Raw genomic sequence first — 18,584 nt, forward strand, 5'->3', positions numbered from 1 at the left:
GGTGATAACGTAACATGGAGAGACGACAGTGAAGTTTAAAGTGATGGCGCTGACAGCATTAATGGGTTTGAGCGCGATGTCGGTACAGGCGAATGAATTACCTAACGGCCCGCATATTGTCACCTCCGGTACGGCCAGCGTAGATGCGACCCCGGACATTGCCACCCTGGCAATTGAAGTGAATATTGCGGCAAAAGATGCGGCAACGGCGAAGAAGCAGGCAGATCAACGCGTTGCGCAGTACCTCTCCTTCCTGGAGCAGAACGGCGTAGCGAAAAAAGATATCAGTTCGGCGAATTTGCGTACTCAGCCTGATTATGACTACCAGAATGGCAAAAGCATCCTGAAAGGCTATCGCGCGGTGCGCACCGTTGAGGTGACGCTGCGTCAACTGGATAAGCTTAATTCACTGCTGGACGGCGCGTTGAAAGCTGGCCTGAACGAAATTCGCTCTGTATCGCTGGGCGTGGCTCAGCCGGATGCCTATAAAGATAAAGCGCGTAAAGCGGCGATTGACGATGCGATTCATCAGGCTAAAGAACTGGCGGCAGGCTTTAACAGCAAGCTGGGGCCGGTTTACAGCGTGCGTTATCACGTGTCGAACTATCAGCCGAGCCCGATGGTTCGCATGATGAAAGCCGATGCCGCGCCGGTATCAGCGGAAGAAACTTACGAACAGCCAACCATTCAGTTTGGCGACCAGGTCGATGTGGTGTTTGAGCTGCAACCGGCTCAGGCGCAGTCTCAGCCAGAAACGCCTGCGAAAGCGCAGTAATTGTTGATATGTCGGATGGCGCTGCGCCATCCGGCGTTTACCTTCAATCCTGTCGTAGTACCCGACGTCCGTAGGCCAGCAGCGCATCCGTCACATTACGCATCATGCGGCTTTCCGGTGCAAAGCGGTGCCAGTAGAGCATCCGACGCTGGAAGAGCCCTGGCGTCAAATCGATAAGCTCACCTGAAGCCAACTCTTTCTCAATCTGCAAATGCGGGATCATGCAGCAGGTTGTGCCCTGACGCGCGAGTTGCACAAACGCTTCTGAGGAGTTCACGATATGACACGGCACGCTGCCCGGCGGCAAATCAAAGTTTTGCTGCAGGAAGGCTTGATGCATATCGTCGAGATGGTCAAATGCCACGGCAGGGGCTTTGAGCAGCGCTGAACGCGTCACGCCATTTGGGAAGTAGCGTTCTGCGAAGGCTTTCGAGCCGACAAACAGATAGTCCAGCGCGCCCAACTGATCGACCAGGCAGCTCGGTAGCGCCTGAGGTTGAATACTTACCGCGCCAACCACTTCGCCGCGACGCAACCGCTCTTGCGTACGGGTTTCATCCTCAACCTGCAAATTCAAACGGATAGGCGAGTTGACCAGTACATCCGCGAGTGCCGGAAGCAGCCAGGTTGCCAGACTGTCGGCGTTGACCGCCAGCGACAGCAGCAGCGGCGTTGAACCCGTTTGTTCATCGCCCAGCCACTCATCTTCCAGCAGTTCAACCTGACGCAGCAACGCCAGCAGCTTTTGCCCTTGCTCTGTCGGGCGTGGTGGAACGGTTCGCACCAGCAACGGTTGCCCGAACATATTTTCCAGTTGTTTAATTCTCTGCGACACGGCTGATTGGGTGATACAAAGCTTTTGCGCTGCGCGCTCAAAGCCGCGTTCCCGAATAACCGCATCCAGCGCCTGTAATGTTCTGTAGTCAGGACGTTTCATTGCGTTGAGGGGCTCCTCTAAAATCGTTATCTCGCACTATGACATAAATTGCAGGCAGATACAGACGAAATTGGTGCCTGGCGCAATGCGACAACCTGCGCATATGTTCTATAATGCGCCAAATATCATTACAGCACGGGCAATAATCATGACGCAGGATGAACTGAAAAAAGCAGTAGGCTGGGCGGCGCTTCAATATGTACAACCAGGCACCATCGTCGGTGTGGGTACGGGTTCTACCGCCGCGCACTTTATCGATGCGCTGGGCACCATGAAAGGGCAGATTGAAGGCGCGGTATCCAGCTCGGATGCTTCCACCGAGAAACTGAAAAGCCTGGGAATCACCGTTTTTGACCTCAATGAAGTTGACCGCTTGGGTATCTACGTTGACGGTGCGGATGAAATCAACGGCCACATGCAGATGATCAAGGGCGGTGGCGCGGCGTTGACGCGCGAAAAGATTATTGCCTCGGTGGCTGACAAATTTATCTGCATCGCCGATGCCTCTAAACAGGTTGATATTCTGGGTAATTTCCCGCTGCCGGTTGAAGTGATCCCGATGGCGCGCAGCTGCGTGGCACGCCAACTGGTGAAGCTGGGCGGTCGTCCGGAATACCGTCAGGGCGTCGTAACCGATAACGGCAACGTGATTCTGGACGTACACGGTCTGGAAATTCTTGATGCCATCGCGCTGGAAAACGCCATCAATGCCATTCCTGGCGTGGTGACCGTAGGATTGTTCGCCAACCGTGGGGCTGACGTGGCACTCATTGGTACGGCTGATGGTGTGAAAACTATCACGAAATGATCTGACTGGGGGAAGCGCAATTCCCCCAAAATTTTTTACCTGCCCGATTTTGGTGACTTGTGTCACATTTCATAAAACCACTTCATTAACATCCCATCTAATTTCTTATGCATAGCATTTTATTCTGACATTGCGCCCTGCGTGAAATTTCCGCATGACTCACACGCAAACGTTTAGATTGCCGCGATAGTTTTTTTTGATATGTTGCTTAGGTGAACTTTCGTTCATCACAACATGAGTAAAACAGAGACAGGGCGGGGAAATGGCTAAGGTATCACTGGAAAAAGAGAAGATTAAATTTCTGCTGGTAGAGGGCGTACATCAGAAGGCGCTGGATAGCCTTCGTGCAGCAGGTTACACCAACATCGAGTTTCACAAAGGCGCGCTGGACAGCGAACAACTGAAAGAGTCTATCCGTGATGCCCATTTCATTGGCCTGCGCTCCCGTACGCATCTGACCGAAGAAATTTTTGAGGCAGCGGAAAAACTGGTGGCGGTCGGGTGTTTCTGTATCGGCACAAACCAGGTTGATCTGAAAGCGGCTGCCAAACGCGGCGTGCCGGTCTTTAACGCACCGTTCTCGAACACCCGTTCCGTGGCCGAGTTGGTGATTGGCGAACTGCTGCTGCTGCTGCGCGGCGTGCCGGAAGCGAACGCCAAAGCACACCGCGGCGTGTGGAATAAGCTGGCGGTGGGCTCGTTCGAAGCACGCGGTAAAAAGCTGGGTATTATCGGCTACGGTCATATCGGCACGCAGTTGGGCATCTTGGCGGAATCGCTGGGGATGCATGTCTTCTTCTATGACATCGAAAATAAACTGCCGCTGGGCAACGCGACGCAGGTTCAGCATCTTTCCGATCTGTTGAATATGAGCGACGTGGTGAGTCTGCACGTGCCGGAAAACGCCTCCACCAAAAACATGATGGGCGTAGAAGAACTGGCGCTGATGAAGCCAGGTTCACTGCTGATTAACGCCTCTCGCGGCACCGTTGTGGATATCCCGGCGCTGTGCGATGCGCTGGCGCGTAAACACCTGGCGGGGGCGGCGATCGATGTCTTCCCAACCGAACCGGCGACCAACAGCGACCCGTTCACCTCGCCGCTGTGCGAGTTTGATAACGTGATCCTGACGCCACACATCGGTGGCTCAACGCAGGAAGCACAGGAAAATATCGGCCTGGAAGTGGCGGGTAAACTGGCTAAATATTCTGATAACGGTTCAACCCTTTCTGCGGTGAACTTCCCGGAAGTCTCGCTGCCAATTCACGGTGGCCGTCGTCTGCTGCACATCCATGAAAACCGTCCTGGTGTGTTAACCGCGATTAACCAGATCTTCGCTGAGCAGGGCGTCAACATTGCAGCACAGTACCTGCAAACCACACCGCAGATGGGGTATGTGGTCATCGATATTGAAGCGGAAGAAGACGTGGCGCAGAAAGCGCTGCAAAGTATGAAAGCGATTCCGGGCACGGTTCGCGCACGTATGCTGTTCTGATTTTTATCACCCTACGGGCGGGCCGTTGGCCTGCCCGTTCTTTCCCGTTCATCCGCTGCTGTATTCCATCCTGAAACGTATGTAAATCACTTTGCGAAGCGAGTCGTAAAAGGCAACTAAAGCCGCGCGACGGCGTTTTTGCGCGCGTAAGAAAGATTAGGATAGGGGCAGCATGCTGCTAAAACGGGAAAGCCCCTACCGAAGCAGGGGCTCTGATAAGGAAAGGGACGATGATGAGCTACGTCATCATGCTGCTGATTCTGTTAATAATCGCTTTCCCGGCATATTAACAAAGACGCAGGAGGGAGGTTCGCCTCCCTCACCCTTTACCGAGGAATGTAGGTCAAAAAAACGGCGGTGTCAATCGGTGGAAATCTGTGCCGTAAGAGGTCGTCACTTCACTTTTGAAACCTTCTGAAACGTATGTAAATCACTTTGCGAAGCGAGTCGTAAAAGGCAACTAAAGCCGCGCGACGGCGTTTTTGCGTGCGTAAGAAAGATTAGGATAGGGGCAGCATGGTGCTAAACGGGAAAGCCCCTACCGAAGCAGGGGCTCAAAGGAGAAGGGTTATGATGAAGTTAGTCATCATCCTGGTTATTCTGTTGATGATAAGCCCGCCAGCTTTCTAAACAGAGTTCCAGAGGGAGGAGCAATACTCCCTTACCCTTACTCACTAAATTAGGTCAAAGAATCAGCAAAGTCAATCGGGGCGGAGTCGGAAGCTTCGCCCTACCACGCCCAAATTTTCGACGGTGTCACCACCGCTGGCAGCGGAACATCCCACTCTTCAACCGGCAACCGATCCACCAACTGACAATCGTGCGCGTAGCCTACCGGGCTAATGCCATGCTGTTGCCAGTTTTGCAGTGTGCGATCGTAAAAACCGCCGCCCATACCCAGTCGTTGCCCCTGTTCATCAAACGCCACCAGCGGCGTAATCAGTACATCCAGTTCACTCAGGGGAAGAACATCGCGCACATCCAGCTTGGGTTCGTGAATGTTCAAACGGTTAATCACCAGTTCGCTGTGCGGGTGGTAGTGCAGGAACAGCAGATTTCCCGGACTGAAAGGATGAAGCACCGGTAGATAAACACGTTTACCCGCTCGCCAAAGTTGCTCTATTAGCGGTTGGGTATTGAGCTCGCCATCAAAGGAAAGAAACAGCGCCACCGTATGGGCCATCACTAGGGGCGGATACGCCATCATGCGCGTTGCGGCCTGTTCGCCGTAATCAATTTGCTGTTGTTCTGTGAGCGCGCGACGACGCTGCCGAATCATCTTGCGGATGTCTTGTCGGGAGAGAGCGAGTTCAGGAAGTTGTGTCATAGGGGGTAGTGGTAAAAGAAGGGGAATCTCCGAGATGCCGCCGCAGGCTGTAACCCTTGAACCCTTGGTTCAAGGTGAATGTGTCGTCACAGTTTTAAGGCTTCTCGGACGGGCCGAGCATGCTCACCAACCATGGAGCGCCACATTCTTGTGGTATGAAATATCGGCTCAGGGGACTGGCCCGCTTGCGAACATCTCAGAGAAATTTTGTCTTCACAGTCACTCTACCACAGTAAACTGCAAAGTGTTATTCAAAGTTTTGCCCCGACTTTTCGGAGGTGCGACCCTGGTCAAGCAATGCTTGCTCAATGGTCTGCTGAAGCATCCGAATGCGCTGCTCCATACTGGAAGCGTAGTCGCGCGTCTTGGACTTTTCCTGAGTTAATTCATAGCTGATGTTCAACGCGGCGATGAAAACCAGCTGCTCAGTATTTGTGACTCTAGTGCGTTCTTTCAGATCTTGCAACCGCTGATTCAGATCGTCCGCAGCCTGATTCAAAGCATCCCTTTGTTCAGGCGGGCAATTCACGCGAAGCGAACGGCCAAAAATGTGAATATCGACGGGTTCTGCAGACATGCCACCTTCCTGCTGATTGACTGCGCGGCCTTCACACCCAGGATGCGAAGGGGCGACACTATAGCTACCCTGGTATGAACATACAAGCCCTTTTCTGGTATCACCAGGGTCCAAAGTGGTAGCATACCATGAATATTCCTCCCAACGATGATGAATGCGCATGTCTATACAGAACGAAATGCCTGGTTACACCGATGTGAACCAGTTACTGAACCAACAAGGGGTAGGCCTGACGCCTGCGGAAATGCATGGCCTCATCAGCGGGATGCTCTGTGGCGGGAACAGCGACAGCTCATGGCAGCCGCTGCTTCACGACCTCACCAACGAAGGGTTGGCGTTCGGTCACGAGCTGGCTGAAGCGCTACGCACCATGCACGCGGTGACCAGCGATTCGCTGGAAGACGACGGTTTTCTTTTTCAGCTTTATCTGCCTGATGGCGACGACGTCAGCGTGTTCGAACGCGCCGACGCGCTCTCTGGTTGGGTGAATCACTACCTGCTGGGGCTGGGCGTGTCGCAGCCGAAGCTGGATAAAGTGAAAGGCGAAACCGGGGAAGCAATCGACGATCTGCGTAATATCGCGCAACTGGGCTACGACGAAGACGAAGACCAGGAAGAGCTGGAGATGTCGTTGGAAGAGATTATCGAGTATGTGCGCGTTGCGGCGCTGCTGTGCCACGATACCTTCACGCGCCCACAGCCGACTGCGCCAGAAGTGCAAAAGCCGACGTTACACTAAACATTATTGATTGTCGCAGAATAAGGAGATGTCATGACACAGCAAGAGTTTCTCCGTCGCCGCCAGGCACTGCTGGCGCAAATGCAGCCAGGCAGCGCGGCGCTGATTTTTGCCGCGCCGGAAGTCACCCGCAGCGCGGATTCCGAGTATCCCTATCGCCAGAGCAGCGATTTTTGGTACTTCACGGGCTTTAACGAGCCGGAAGCCTTGCTGGTGCTGATTAAAAGTGATGACACTCACAATCACAGCGTGCTGTTTAACCGCGTGCGCGACCTGACGGCGGAGATCTGGTTTGGTCGCCGGCTGGGGCAGGATGCGGCTCCGGAAAAACTGGGCGTAGATCGCGCGCTGGCCTTCAGTGAAATCAATCAGCAGTTATTCCAGTTGCTCAACGGTCTGGACACGATTTATCACGCGCAGGGCGAATATGCCTGGGCCGATGAAATCGTCTTCACTGCCCTGGACAAACTGCGCAAGGGTTCGCGCCAGAATCTGGTGGCTCCATCCACGGTAATTGACTGGCGTCCGCTGGTGCACGAAATGCGCCTGTTCAAATCGGAAGAAGAGATTGCCGTAATGCGTCGCGCCGGCGAAATTACCGCACTGGCCCACACGCGCGCGATGGAGAAATGCCAGCCGGGCATGTTCGAATATCAGCTCGAAGGGGAAATTCTGCATGAATTTACCCGTCACGGTGCGCGTTTCCCCTCTTACAACACGATTGTTGGCGGCGGCGAAAACGGCTGCATTCTGCACTACACCGAAAATGAATCTGAACTGCGCGATGGCGATCTGGTGCTGATTGACGCCGGTTGTGAATACAAAGGTTACGCCGGTGACATCACCCGTACCTTCCCGGTGAACGGCAAATTTACCCCGGCGCAGCGCGCCATTTATGACATCGTGCTGGAATCGCTGGAAACCTCGCTCAAACTCTATCGCCCAGGCACCTCTATTCAGGAAGTCACCGCTGAAGTGGTGCGCATCATGATTACCGGCCTGCGCGATCTGGGTATTCTGCACGGTGAAGTCGATGAATTGATCGCGGAAAACGCCCATCGTCCGTTCTTTATGCATGGCCTGAGCCACTGGCTGGGGCTGGATGTACATGACGTTGGTGTTTACGGTGTGGATCGCTCGCGCGTGCTGGAGCCTGGCATGGTGTTGACCGTCGAGCCGGGCCTCTACATCGCGCCGGATGCGGACGTACCCGCGGAGTATCGCGGCATTGGCATTCGTATCGAAGACGATATTCTGATTACCGCAGACGGTAACGAAAATTTGACCGCCTCGGTGGTTAAACGCGCGGACGATATTGAAGCGCTGATGGCGGCGGCGCGTCGCTTATGAGCCTGATTATTGTTGGTGGCGGGATGACCGGCGCGACGCTTGCGCTGGCGGTGTCGCAAATGACCGGCGGGCGTTTGCCCGTGCATCTGATTGAAGCGGCGGAAGTGGATTCTCTGCAGCATCCGGGCTTTGATGCCCGGGCGATCGCGCTGGCGGCAGGCACGTGTCAGCAACTGGCGAAAGTCGGTATCTGGCAGGCCATCGCCAGCTGCGCGACGGCAATCAACACCGTCCATGTCAGCGATCGCGGCCATGCCGGGTTCGTTACGCTGGAAGCAGAAGATTATCGCTTGCCTGCTCTGGGCAACGTGGTGGAACTGCATGACGTCGGACAACGCCTTTTCGCGCTGCTGCGTAAAGCGCCGGGTGTTACGTTGCATTGCCCGGCGCGCGTAGCCAGCGTTAATCGTACTCAGGATGCCGTGAGCGTCACGCTGGAAAGCGGCGAGACGATCAGCGGGCAGATGCTGGTGGCAGCCGACGGTTCGCGCTCGGCGCTGGGTGAACAGTGCGGCATTAGCTGGCAACAGGAGCCGTATCAACAGCTTGCGGTTATCGCCAATGTCACCACCGCCGTGCCACATCAGGGGCGCGCGTATGAACGTTTCACCGCGAATGGCCCGCTGGCGATGCTACCGATGTCACAAGGGCGTTGCTCGCTGGTGTGGTGCCATGCGCTGGAGAATCGTGACGAGGTGATGGGCTGGTCGGACGAACGTTTCTGCAATGAACTCCAGCAGGCGTTTGGCTGGCGTTTGGGGCGCATCACACAGGCTGGCGCACGCCATGCGTATCCGTTGTCTCTCACCACGGCGACACGTGCGGTATCACACCGTTTGGCGCTGGTGGGCAACGCGGCACAAACGCTGCATCCGATAGCCGGTCAGGGCTTCAACCTTGGTCTGCGTGACGTTATGTCGCTGGCGGAATTGCTGGCGCAGGCGTTTGACGCGGGCCAGGATATTGGCAGCTATGGGCTGCTGTGTCGTTATCAACGTCAGCGTGCGGATGATAAAGCCGCCACCATCGGCGTGACCGATGGTTTAGTGCACCTGTTCGCCAACCGTTGGGCCCCGCTGGTTGTTGGGCGTAATGTCGGTTTAATGGCGATGGAATTATTCACCCCGGCACGCGATGTGCTGGCGCAGCGTACGCTGGGCTGGGTAGCCCGTTAAGGAGTCAATGTGCAGAGTGTAGATGTCGCTATCGTTGGCGGTGGAATGGTGGGCCTGGCGGTTGCCTGTGGTTTACAGGGCAGCGGCCTGCGCGTCGCGGTGCTGGAACAGACGTTGCCCCAGCCGCTGGCGGCCGATGCGCCTCCGGCGTTGCGTGTGTCGGCAATCAATGCGGGTAGCGAAAAATTACTGACAAGGCTGGATGTCTGGTCTTCTATTCTTGCCCATCGCGCCAGCCCCTATCACGGCATGGAAGTGTGGGATAAAGACAGCTTCGGGCGCATCGCTTTTGATGATAAAAGTCTGGGCTACGGTCATCTCGGCCATATTGTTGAGAATGCGGTGATCCACAATGCATTGTGGGAAAAAGCGCAGCGTTGTCAGGATATTACGTTGATGGCTCCCGCTGAACTTCAGCAGGTTGCCTGGGGCGAGAACGACGCGTTTTTGACGCTGAAAGATGGCTCCATGCTCACGGCGCGTCTGGTGGTGGGGGCCGATGGTGCAAACTCCTGGCTGCGGAATAAAGCGGATATCCCGTTAACCTTCTGGGATTATAAACATCATGCGCTGGTGGCGACCATTCGCACCACTGAACCGCATGATGCTATCGCCCGTCAGGCATTCCATGGCGAAGGCATTCTGGCCTTCCTGCCGCTTTCTGATCCGCACCTTTGTTCAATCGTTTGGTCGCTGTCGCCGCAGGAAGCCGAACGGATGCAGCAGGCCGATGAGCACGTGTTTACCAAAGCGCTGAACATCGCTTTCGATAATCGTCTTGGTCTGAGTACGCTTGAGAGCGAACGTCAGGTCTATCCGCTAACCGGGCGTTACGCGCGCCAGTTTGCTGCACACCGTCTGGCGTTAGTTGGCGATGCCGCGCATACCATTCATCCGCTGGCGGGGCAGGGGGTCAACCTGGGCTTTATGGATGCGGCGGAATTGATTGATGAAGTTCGTCGTCTGCATGCGCAGGGCAAAGATATCGGTCAGCATTTCTATCTGCGCCGCTACGAGCGCAGTCGTAAGCACAGCGCGGCGATGATGCTGGCAGGCATGCAGGGGTTCCGCGAACTCTTCGCGGGCGAGAATCCGGCGAAAAAACTGCTGCGCGACATTGGCCTGAAACTCGCCGATACATTACCGGGTGTTAAACCCCAGTTAATTCGTCAGGCAATGGGTCTGAATGATCTGCCGGAATGGCTTCGTTAACTGCGTCACACTTCTGCTCCCGACGCTCTGTCGGGAGTGCTACCCTCTCGTTTGAAAAATTCTAATTTCACGCCTTATTTCGCATTAGTTTTTCTAATTCAGCATTTTTGAGATAACGAAAAACACGCCTCGTTTTCCGCACTAAATATGGTTTTATGCTAAATGTTCGTGCGCCAATGTTAATTATATGTGGTGTTATTCGCATTTTTATAGCGAATAACTCTGTAAGCTTTTGGGCTGATTTTGACCATAAGCTAATCTGATGACCCATCTTTGCTTATGGTTTACTGCCGATTTCGGTGGTAAGTTCAGGCAAAAGAGAACGTTTGCGTCGGGGCTGTTCGAAGTGTCGGCGCCGGGTTTTTGTAATGGAAAGTGGTTGGCTTTGCTTACTCAACGAGGACAAGATGGCACAACAAACGCCTTTGTATGATCAACATGTGCAGTGCGGCGCGCGAATGGTGGATTTCCACGGCTGGATGATGCCGCTGCATTACGGTTCGCAGATTGACGAGCACCACGCGGTGCGTACCGATGCCGGAATGTTTGATGTGTCGCACATGACCATCGTCGACCTGCACGGCAGCCGCACCCGCGAGTTTCTGCGCTATCTGCTGGCAAACGACGTCGCCAAACTGACGAAACCGGGCAAAGCGCTATACAGCGGTATGCTAAACGCCTCGGGCGGCGTAATTGACGACCTTATCGTCTATTTCCTCACCGAAGAGTATTTCCGCCTCGTTGTAAACTCCGCCACCCGCGAAAAAGACCTCTCCTGGATTACCCAACACGCTGAACCGTTCGCCATTGAAATCACCGTTCGTGATGACCTGTCGCTGATCGCGGTGCAGGGGCCAAATGCCAAAGCAAAAGCCGAAACCCTGTTTAGCGATGAACAGCGTCAAGCCGTTGAGGGCATGAAGCCGTTCTTTGGCGTACAGACGGGTGATTTGTTTGTGGCTACCACCGGCTATACCGGCGAAGCAGGATACGAAATTGCGATGCCGCGCGAAAAAGCCGCCGATTTTTGGCGCGCGTTGGTTGAAGCGGGTGTACAACCGTGTGGTCTGGGCGCGCGCGATACGCTGCGTCTGGAAGCCGGGATGAATTTATACGGTCAGGAGATGGATGAAGGTATCTCTCCGCTGGCGGCCAACATGGGCTGGACCATTGCCTGGGAACCTGCCGACCGTGATTTTATCGGTCGTGAAGCGCTGGAGATGCAGCGTGAAAAAGGCACCGAGCAACTGGTTGGCCTGGTGATGACCGAAAAAGGCGTGCTGCGCGGCGAACTGCCGGTGCGTTTCACTGACGCTCACGGTAATGCGCTGGAAGGCGTGATCACCAGCGGGACATTCTCCCCGACGCTGGGTCACAGTATTGCGCTGGCTCGCGTTCCGGCGGGCATTGGCGAAACCGCGATCGTGCAGATCCGTAACCGTGAAATGCCGGTAAAAGTAACGAAACCTGTTTTTGTGCGTAACGGCAAGGCCGTCGCGTAATTCCCCCTTTTCTGGAGACATTTTGATGAGCAACGTACCCGCAGAACTGAAATACAGCAAAGAACATGAATGGCTGCGTAAAGAAGCCGATGGCTCATACACCGTAGGCATCACCGAACACGCGCAGGAATTACTGGGCGATATGGTGTTTGTTGACCTGCCTGATGTCGGTGCGACCGTTGCCGCAGGCGATGACTGCGCAGTCGCGGAATCCGTTAAAGCGGCGTCCGACATCTACGCGCCAATCAGCGGTGAAATCGTCGCGGTTAACGATGAACTGAGCGACTCGCCGGAGCTGGTCAATAGCGAACCGTACGCGGGCGGCTGGATCTTCAAAATCAAAGCCAGCGATGAAGCAGAAGTTGCCGCGCTGCTGGATGCGACGGCGTATGCTGCATTACTGGAAGACGAGTAACCGTTTCTCTCCCTCTCCCTCAGGGAGAGGGCCGGGGTGAGGGTGCCAATGTGCTCCTTACCCTAACCCTCTCCCCAGGGGAGAGGGCATTCTAAAATCACCGCACGTTTCAGGAACCATCGCTCATGACACAGACTTTAAGCCAGCTTGAAAACCGTGATGCTTTTATCGAACGTCACATCGGGCCGGACGCTCAGCAACAGCAGGAGATGCTGAAAACGGTTGGCGCGGATTCATTAACTGCACTGATTTCCCAAATCGTGCCGAAAGATATCCAGCTTGCCACCCCGCCGCAGGTGGGTGACGCGACGACAGAATTCGCCGCACTGGCGGAGCTGAAAGCGATTGCCGGACGTAACAAGCGCTTTAAGTCTTACATTGGCATGGGCTATACGGGCGTTCAGTTGCCGCCGGTTATCCAGCGCAACATGCTGGAAAACCCGGGCTGGTACACCGCATACACGCCTTATCAGCCGGAAGTTTCGCAGGGCCGTCTTGAGTCGCTGCTGAACTTCCAGCAGGTGACGCTGGATCTGACCGGTCTGGATATCGCCTCCGCTTCTCTGCTGGACGAAGCCACTGCCGCCGCCGAAGCGATGGCGATGGCAAAACGCGTCAGCAAACTGAAAAACGCCAACCGTTTCTTCGTGGCTGCCGATGTCCATCCGCAGACGCTGGATGTGGTACGTACACGCGCAGAAACGTTCGGTTTTGACGTGATTGTTGATGATGCCAGCAAAGCGCTGGATCACCAGGACGTCTTCGGTGTGCTGCTTCAGCAAGTTGGCACCACCGGCGAAGTTCACGATTACACGTCGCTGATGGCGGAACTGAAATCCCGCAAAGTCGTTGTCAGCGTTGCCGCTGATTTTATGGCGCTGGTGCTGTTAACCGCACCGGGCAAACAGGGCGCAGACATTGTCTTCGGCTCTGCTCAGCGCTTTGGCGTGCCGATGGGCTACGGTGGCCCGCACGCGGCGTTCTTTGCGGCGAAAGATGAATTTAAACGCTCTATGCCGGGACGTATTATCGGTGTATCGAAAGATGCGGCGGGTAATACCGCGCTGCGTATGGCGATGCAGACTCGCGAGCAGCACATCCGCCGCGAGAAAGCGAACTCCAACATTTGTACTTCTCAGGTTCTGCTGGCAAACATTGCCAGCCTGTATGCTGTCTTCCACGGCCCGGTTGGCCTGAAACGTATCGCGAATCGTATTCATCGCCTGACCGATATCCTGGCGGCAGGTCTGCAGCAGAAAGGGCAAAAACTGCGCTTTACGCACTTCTTCGACACGCTGTGTGTAGAGGTGGCAGATAAAGCCAGCGTGCTGGCGCGTGCCGAAGCAGCGGAAATTAACCTGCGCAGCGACATCCACAATGCGGTGGGGATTACGCTTGATGAAACTACCACGCGTGATGATGTGCTGAAGCTGTTCAGCGTGATCCTCGGTGACAACCACGGATTGAATATCGACACGCTGGATAAAGACGTGGCGCTCGATAGCCGTTCGATCCCGGCAGCGATGCTGCGTGACGACGCGATCCTGACCCATCCGGTATTTAACCGCTATCACAGTGAAACCGAGATGATGCGCTATATGCACTCGCTGGAGCGTAAAGATCTGGCGCTGAACCAGGCGATGATCCCGCTGGGTTCCTGCACCATGAAACTGAACGCGGCAGCGGAAATGATCCCGATCACCTGGCCTGAATTTGCCGAACTGCACCCGTTCTGCCCGGCAGAGCAGGCAGAAGGTTATCATCAGATGATCGGTCAGCTCTCTGACTGGCTGGTGAAACTGACCGGCTATGACGCGGTTTGTATGCAGCCGAACTCCGGCGCACAGGGCGAATATGCGGGCCTGCTGGCGATTCGCCATTACCACGAAAGCCGCAATGAAGGCCATCGTGATGTGTGCTTGATCCCGGCATCAGCGCACGGCACCAACCCGGCTTCTGCACAGATGGCTGGAATGCAGGTGGTGGTGGTCGCGTGTGATAAGCAGGGCAACATCGATCTGGCGGATCTGCGTGCCAAAGCCGAGCAGCACGGCGAAAGCCTCTCATGCATCATGGTGACCTACCCGTCTACCCACGGCGTGTATGAAGAGACGATTCGTGAAGTGTGTGAAATCGTGCACCAGTTCGGCGGTCAGGTTTACCTTGATGGCGCGAATATGAACGCACAGGTAGGTATTACCTCGCCGGGCTTTATCGGCGCCGATGTTTCGCACCTTAACCTGCATAAAACCTTCTGTATTCCGCACGGCGGTGGCGGCCCGGGTATGGGCCCAATCGGTGTGAAAGCGCATCTGGCCCCGTTTGTTCCGGGCCACAGCGTGGTTCAGATTGAAGGCATGCTGACCCGTCAGGGCGCGGTTTCTGCCGCACCGTTCGGCAGCGCCTCTATCCTGCCGATTAGCTGGATGTACATCCGCATGATGGGCGCAGAAGGACTGAAGCAGGCAAGTCAGGTGGCGATTCTGAATGCCAACTACATTGCCAGCCGCCTGAAAGACGCGTTCCCGGTACTGTATACCGGCCGTGACGGTCACGTGGCGCACGAATGCATTCTTGATATTCGTCCGCTGAAAGAAGAAACCGGCATCAGCGAACTGGATATCGCTAAGCGTCTGATCGACTACGGTTTCCATGCGCCGACCATGTCCTTCCCGGTTGCAGGTACGCTGATGGTTGAGCCGACGGAATCGGAAAGCAAAGTTGAGCTGGATCGCTTTATTGACGCGATGCTGGCCATCCGTGCGGAGATCGACCGTGTGAAAGCGGGCGAGTGGACGCTGGAAGATAACCCGCTGGTGAATGCTCCGCATACACAGAATGAGCTGGTTTCTGAGTGGAACCACGCTTACAGCCGCGAAGTGGCGGTCTTCCCGGCAGGCGTGGAGAACAAATACTGGCCGACTGTGAAACGTCTGGATGACGTTTATGGCGACCGAAACCTGTTCTGCTCCTGTGTGCCGATGAGCGAGTACCAATAAGTTATTCGGCTATGCTTTTAAGGGCGCTTCGGCGCCCTTTCTTATGGGGGATATTTATGGGAATTGCACTGGTAACCGGCGCGAGTCGGGGAATTGGCAGGGCTACTGCACTGCAGCTGGCGCAGGAAGGGTACAGCGTTGCCGTGAACTATCGGCATAACGTGCAGGCAGCAGCCGACGTGGTGCGCGAGATAACCGAAGCGGGCGGTGAAGCCTTCGCGCTGCGTGCCGATATCAGCGATGAATCGCAGGTAATGGCGATGTTTGAGGCCATTGATAAACATCATCAACCGCTGGTCGCACTGGTGAACAACGCGGGCATTCTGTTCCAACAAAGCCGCGTGGAGTCGCTCACGGCAGATCGCATCAACCGGGTGCTGGCGACCAACGTGACGGGATATTTTCTCTGCTGTCGCGAAGCGGTTAAACGCATGGCGCATCAGCATGGTGGTGTAGGTGGGGCGATTGTAAATGTCTCTTCTGCGGCGGCGCGATTAGGCGCGCCAGGTGAATACGTGGATTATGCGGCGTCGAAAGGGGCGGTGGATACCTTAACCACCGGGTTAGCGCTGGAGGTGGCGGCGCAGGGGATTCGGGTTAATGGCGTGAGGCCTGGGTTTATTTATACCGAAATGCATGCCGATGGCGGCGAGCCGGGGCGGGTTGACCGGGTGAAATCGGTATTGCCGATGCAGCGCGGCGGCCAGCCGGAAGAAGTGGCACAGGCGATTGTCTGGCTGTTGAGCGATAAAGCGTCATATGTGACGGGGAGTTTTCTTGAGCTAGCGGGCGGGAAGTAGTTCGTTGTCGGGTGGCGGCTGCGCCTTACCCGACCTACAACTTGCGGGCGGGAAATGCGTGTTTTGTTTCCCCTCACCCTAACCCTCTCCCGCAGGGAGAGGGAACCGATCGAGCGTGGTCTAAAGAACTGCGCTGGTTTTTACCCTCTCCCTGAGGGAGAGGGCAGGGTGAGGGGGGATGTTTAAAGCGATTCGCCGTTGCTGGCAATCACCGCTTTGTACCACTCAAAACTTTTCTTGCGTGAACGCGACATGTCACCCGTGCCGTCGTCGTGCTTATTGACGTAAATAAAACCGTAGCGCTTGCTGTATTGGCCAGTGGTGAACGATACACAATCGATGCAGCCCCACGGCGTGTAGCCCATTAAATCCACACCATCGTAAGTGACCGCTTTCATCATCTCTTCAACGTGCGCGCGCAGGTAGTCGATGCGATAGTCATCGTTGATGCTGCCGTCTTCCTCCACTTTGTCATACGCGCCGAAGCCGTTTTCGACAATAAACAGCGGTTTCTGGTAACGCTCGTACAGTTCACACAGCGAGTATCGCAGGCCTACCGGGTCAATCTGCCAGCCCCAGTCGGAGGCCTTCACGTGCGGGTTGGGCACGCTGCCTTCGAAGCCGGAAATGGCATCGCCGCTGCCGCCTTCCGCTTTAACCGCGTTGGTCATGTAGTAGCTGAAACCAAGATAGTCGCAGGTACCTTCGCGCAAAATGGCCTCGTCGCCGTCTTCCATTTTGATGGTAAAGCCACGGCGCTCCCACTCGTTCAGCACATATGACGGGTAGTAGCCGCGCAGCTGAACATCGGTAAAGACATAGCGTTCACGCATTGATTCCTGAGCAAACATCACGTCTTCCGGTTTGCAGGAGAACGGATAGAGCGCCACCATCGCCAGCATGCAGCCGACTTTCATTTCCGGGTTGATGCGACGCGCCGCTTTTACCGCCAGCGCACTGGCGACAAACTGGTGATGCAGCACCTGATACATGGTCTCTTCCGGATTTTCATGTTCGGTGTAGACCACGCCGGAGCAGCAGTAACCGAACAGCGGCGCGCGCCAGTTACGCTGATTATTGATTTCGTTGAAGGTCATCCAGTATTTGACCTTGTGCTTATAACGCTCGAACACAACCTCGGAGAAACGCACAAAGAAATCAACCACTTTGCGGTTCGTCCAGCCGCCGTATTCCTGCACCAGGTGCAGCGGCATCTCAAAGTGGGAGAGGGTGATAACCGGTTCGATATTATATTTCAGCAGTTCATCGAACATGTCGTCGTAGAATTTCAAGCCTTCTTCATTCGGCTGCGTTTCGCCACCTTTCGGGAAGATTCGTGTCCAGGCGATAGAAGTACGGAAACATTTGAAGCCCATCTCAGCAAACAGTTTGATGTCTTCTTTGTAATGCCCGTAAAAGTCGACGGCCTCATGGTTCGGGTAATATTTACCCGGCACGACTTCCTGAGTGATTTCGCGTGGCACGCCGTGTGCACCGCCGGTCAGTACATCGCAGATACTCGGGCCTTTACCGCCTTTATTCCAGCCGCCTTCAACCTGGTGTGCCGCGACCGCGCCGCCCCATAAAAAATCTTTCGGTAAGGTCAGTTTTTTCATTGTTGCTCTACTCACTCGTTAAGACAATTAAAGTGAGTCTAACAAAGGGCCTGGAAAAGTCACGATATAACAAATCTTGCGTCGTGGAATATGTTACATCGAAAATACACCCTGTTTTTTTATGCTAATTTCTTCGCCAGTTTACGGCCAAGAGATTCGAGAATATAAACCACCGGGATTTGCGTCGTAATATCATATACTCCGCCAATACGTGTTTGGGGGAAATGCCAGGAGAGATTAAAATCGGCGAGCTTTGCAAGACGCGAGTGCTCATGGCTGGTTATTGACATGACTTTGCAGTGATGCAGGCTAAACTGGCTGGCAAAGCGCAGGATCTCTTCCGTTTCACCGGAAACTGAAAGCACAATCGCCAACGCGTTTTTCGCCATGTCATTGGTTACCGGGAAATAGGGATCATCAATATGGTTACTGAATTTACCAATATTGGAGAAAAAACGTGCGCCGTATTTGGCTAGGGAGCCTGATGTTCCTGCGCCAACGAAAATAATACGTTCGGAGGATAATATAATATCAACGGCATCATCGAGTAATTTATCAAACTCATCATTGTTGACGCTTTTAAAAAAGCCAATAATTTCACTCGCACCGAAATTAGCCGGTTGCGGCTCGTTTTGTTCCAGATACAATTTAAAACGAACACGAAATTCAGAGTAACCGTCGCAGTTGAGCTTGCGACAGAAACGCATCACCGTGGTGGTAGAGACACCCACCGCATCGGCCAGCTCACGGATGGTCATGTACATCACTTTGTCACGGTTTTTAACAACGTAGTGATAGACCATCATTTCAAGATTATTGAGGCTGGCGACGGCGGTGTGGGTAAACATGCTCACGGT

16 protein-coding genes and 1 other RNA gene are annotated in these 18,584 nt (G+C 54.8%); 11 read left to right on the forward strand and 6 right to left on the reverse strand.

Translation table 11 applies throughout. From position 1 onward, the window contains the following. Nucleotides 1–28: 28 nt before the first annotated feature. Entirely contained in the window at nt 29–775 is a 747-nt protein-coding gene (locus DBY68_RS09450; protein ID WP_108475850.1) for an oxidative stress defense protein, read from the forward strand. A 43-nt stretch (nt 776–818) separates the two neighbouring features. Here DBY68_RS09450 and argP read toward each other — a convergent pair whose 3' ends face one another. Next, nucleotides 819–1,712 (reverse strand): DNA-binding transcriptional regulator ArgP, encoded by an 894-nt coding sequence (gene argP / locus DBY68_RS09455; protein ID WP_015963109.1) that lies wholly within the window; start codon nt 1,710–1,712, stop codon nt 819–821. A gap of 148 nt (nt 1,713–1,860) precedes the next feature. On the opposite strand from argP, the gene rpiA reads away from it, so the two are divergent. Together rpiA and serA are read left to right on the forward strand one after the other, a co-directional pair. After that, complete coding sequence (gene rpiA, locus DBY68_RS09460) at nt 1,861–2,520, forward strand: ribose-5-phosphate isomerase RpiA (RefSeq protein ID WP_108475851.1); 660 nt, start codon at nt 1,861–1,863, stop codon at nt 2,518–2,520. Nucleotides 2,521–2,782: 262 nt separating this feature from the next. Then, a complete protein-coding gene (gene serA, locus DBY68_RS09465; RefSeq protein WP_108475852.1) occupies nt 2,783–4,015 on the forward strand; it encodes a phosphoglycerate dehydrogenase in 1,233 nt (410 codons plus the stop codon). 730 nt (nt 4,016–4,745) lie between these two features. Here serA and DBY68_RS09475 read toward each other — a convergent pair. The 3 genes from DBY68_RS09475 to zapA form a co-directional block, all read right to left on the reverse strand. Then, the gene (locus tag DBY68_RS09475; protein ID WP_108475854.1) at nt 4,746–5,342 is read right to left on the reverse strand and encodes a 5-formyltetrahydrofolate cyclo-ligase; all 597 of its coding nucleotides are present in this window, start codon (nt 5,340–5,342) and stop codon (nt 4,746–4,748) included. Nucleotides 5,343–5,364: 22 nt separating this feature from the next. After that, nucleotides 5,365–5,548: non-coding RNA, 6S RNA (gene ssrS, locus DBY68_RS09480), on the reverse strand. A gap of 41 nt (nt 5,549–5,589) precedes the next feature. Then, on the reverse strand, nt 5,590–5,919 hold the full coding sequence (zapA, locus tag DBY68_RS09485) for a cell division protein ZapA (RefSeq protein WP_015963113.1): 330 nt from the start codon (nt 5,917–5,919) through the stop codon (nt 5,590–5,592). A gap of 160 nt (nt 5,920–6,079) precedes the next feature. On the opposite strand from zapA, the gene DBY68_RS09495 reads away from it, so the two are divergent. The 8 genes from DBY68_RS09495 to DBY68_RS09530 all read left to right on the forward strand — a co-directional run bounded on the left by DBY68_RS09495 (nt 6,080) and on the right by DBY68_RS09530 (nt 16,111). Next, the gene (locus DBY68_RS09495) at nt 6,080–6,658 is read left to right on the forward strand and encodes a YecA family protein (protein ID WP_144052225.1); all 579 of its coding nucleotides are present in this window, start codon (nt 6,080–6,082) and stop codon (nt 6,656–6,658) included. A 33-nt stretch (nt 6,659–6,691) separates the two neighbouring features. Beyond that, nucleotides 6,692–8,008 (forward strand): Xaa-Pro aminopeptidase, encoded by a 1,317-nt coding sequence (pepP, locus tag DBY68_RS09500; RefSeq protein ID WP_108475855.1) that lies wholly within the window; start codon nt 6,692–6,694, stop codon nt 8,006–8,008. Continuing rightward, the gene (gene ubiH / locus DBY68_RS09505; protein ID WP_108475856.1) at nt 8,005–9,183 is read left to right on the forward strand and encodes a 2-octaprenyl-6-methoxyphenyl hydroxylase; all 1,179 of its coding nucleotides are present in this window, start codon (nt 8,005–8,007) and stop codon (nt 9,181–9,183) included. Before pepP ends, ubiH begins: the two co-directional genes overlap by 4 nt. 9 nt (nt 9,184–9,192) lie before the next feature. After that, nucleotides 9,193–10,395 carry an FAD-dependent 2-octaprenylphenol hydroxylase gene (gene ubiI, locus DBY68_RS09510; RefSeq protein WP_108475857.1) on the forward strand — a complete coding sequence of 401 codons (1,203 nt, stop codon included), beginning with the start codon at nt 9,193–9,195 and terminating at the stop codon, nt 10,393–10,395. Nucleotides 10,396–10,802: 407 nt separating this feature from the next. Continuing rightward, complete coding sequence (gcvT, locus tag DBY68_RS09515) at nt 10,803–11,897, forward strand: glycine cleavage system aminomethyltransferase GcvT (protein ID WP_108475858.1); 1,095 nt, start codon at nt 10,803–10,805, stop codon at nt 11,895–11,897. Between the two features lie 25 nt (nt 11,898–11,922). Continuing rightward, a complete protein-coding gene (gene gcvH / locus DBY68_RS09520; RefSeq protein WP_108475859.1) occupies nt 11,923–12,312 on the forward strand; it encodes a glycine cleavage system protein GcvH in 390 nt (129 codons plus the stop codon). A gap of 125 nt (nt 12,313–12,437) precedes the next feature. Then, complete coding sequence (gene gcvP, locus DBY68_RS09525) at nt 12,438–15,311, forward strand: aminomethyl-transferring glycine dehydrogenase (RefSeq protein ID WP_108475860.1); 2,874 nt, start codon at nt 12,438–12,440, stop codon at nt 15,309–15,311. Nucleotides 15,312–15,367: 56 nt separating this feature from the next. Continuing rightward, complete coding sequence (locus DBY68_RS09530) at nt 15,368–16,111, forward strand: SDR family oxidoreductase (protein WP_108475861.1); 744 nt, start codon at nt 15,368–15,370, stop codon at nt 16,109–16,111. A gap of 182 nt (nt 16,112–16,293) precedes the next feature. On the opposite strand, the gene bglA is transcribed toward DBY68_RS09530, so the two are convergent. Together bglA and DBY68_RS09540 are read right to left on the reverse strand one after the other, a co-directional pair. Beyond that, nucleotides 16,294–17,727, reverse strand: coding sequence for a 6-phospho-beta-glucosidase BglA (gene bglA, locus DBY68_RS09535; protein ID WP_108475862.1), 1,434 nt, complete (start codon nt 17,725–17,727; stop codon nt 16,294–16,296). 119 nt (nt 17,728–17,846) lie between these two features. Next, nucleotides 17,847–18,575 carry a MurR/RpiR family transcriptional regulator gene (locus DBY68_RS09540; RefSeq protein ID WP_108475959.1) on the reverse strand — a complete coding sequence of 243 codons (729 nt, stop codon included), beginning with the start codon at nt 18,573–18,575 and terminating at the stop codon, nt 17,847–17,849. Nucleotides 18,576–18,584: the final 9 nt, after the last annotated feature.

Origin of the sequence: Pseudocitrobacter sp. RIT415, from assembly GCF_003057695.2 — a bacterium.
GTDB classification, from domain to species: domain Bacteria; phylum Pseudomonadota; class Gammaproteobacteria; order Enterobacterales; family Enterobacteriaceae; genus Pseudocitrobacter; species Pseudocitrobacter faecalis.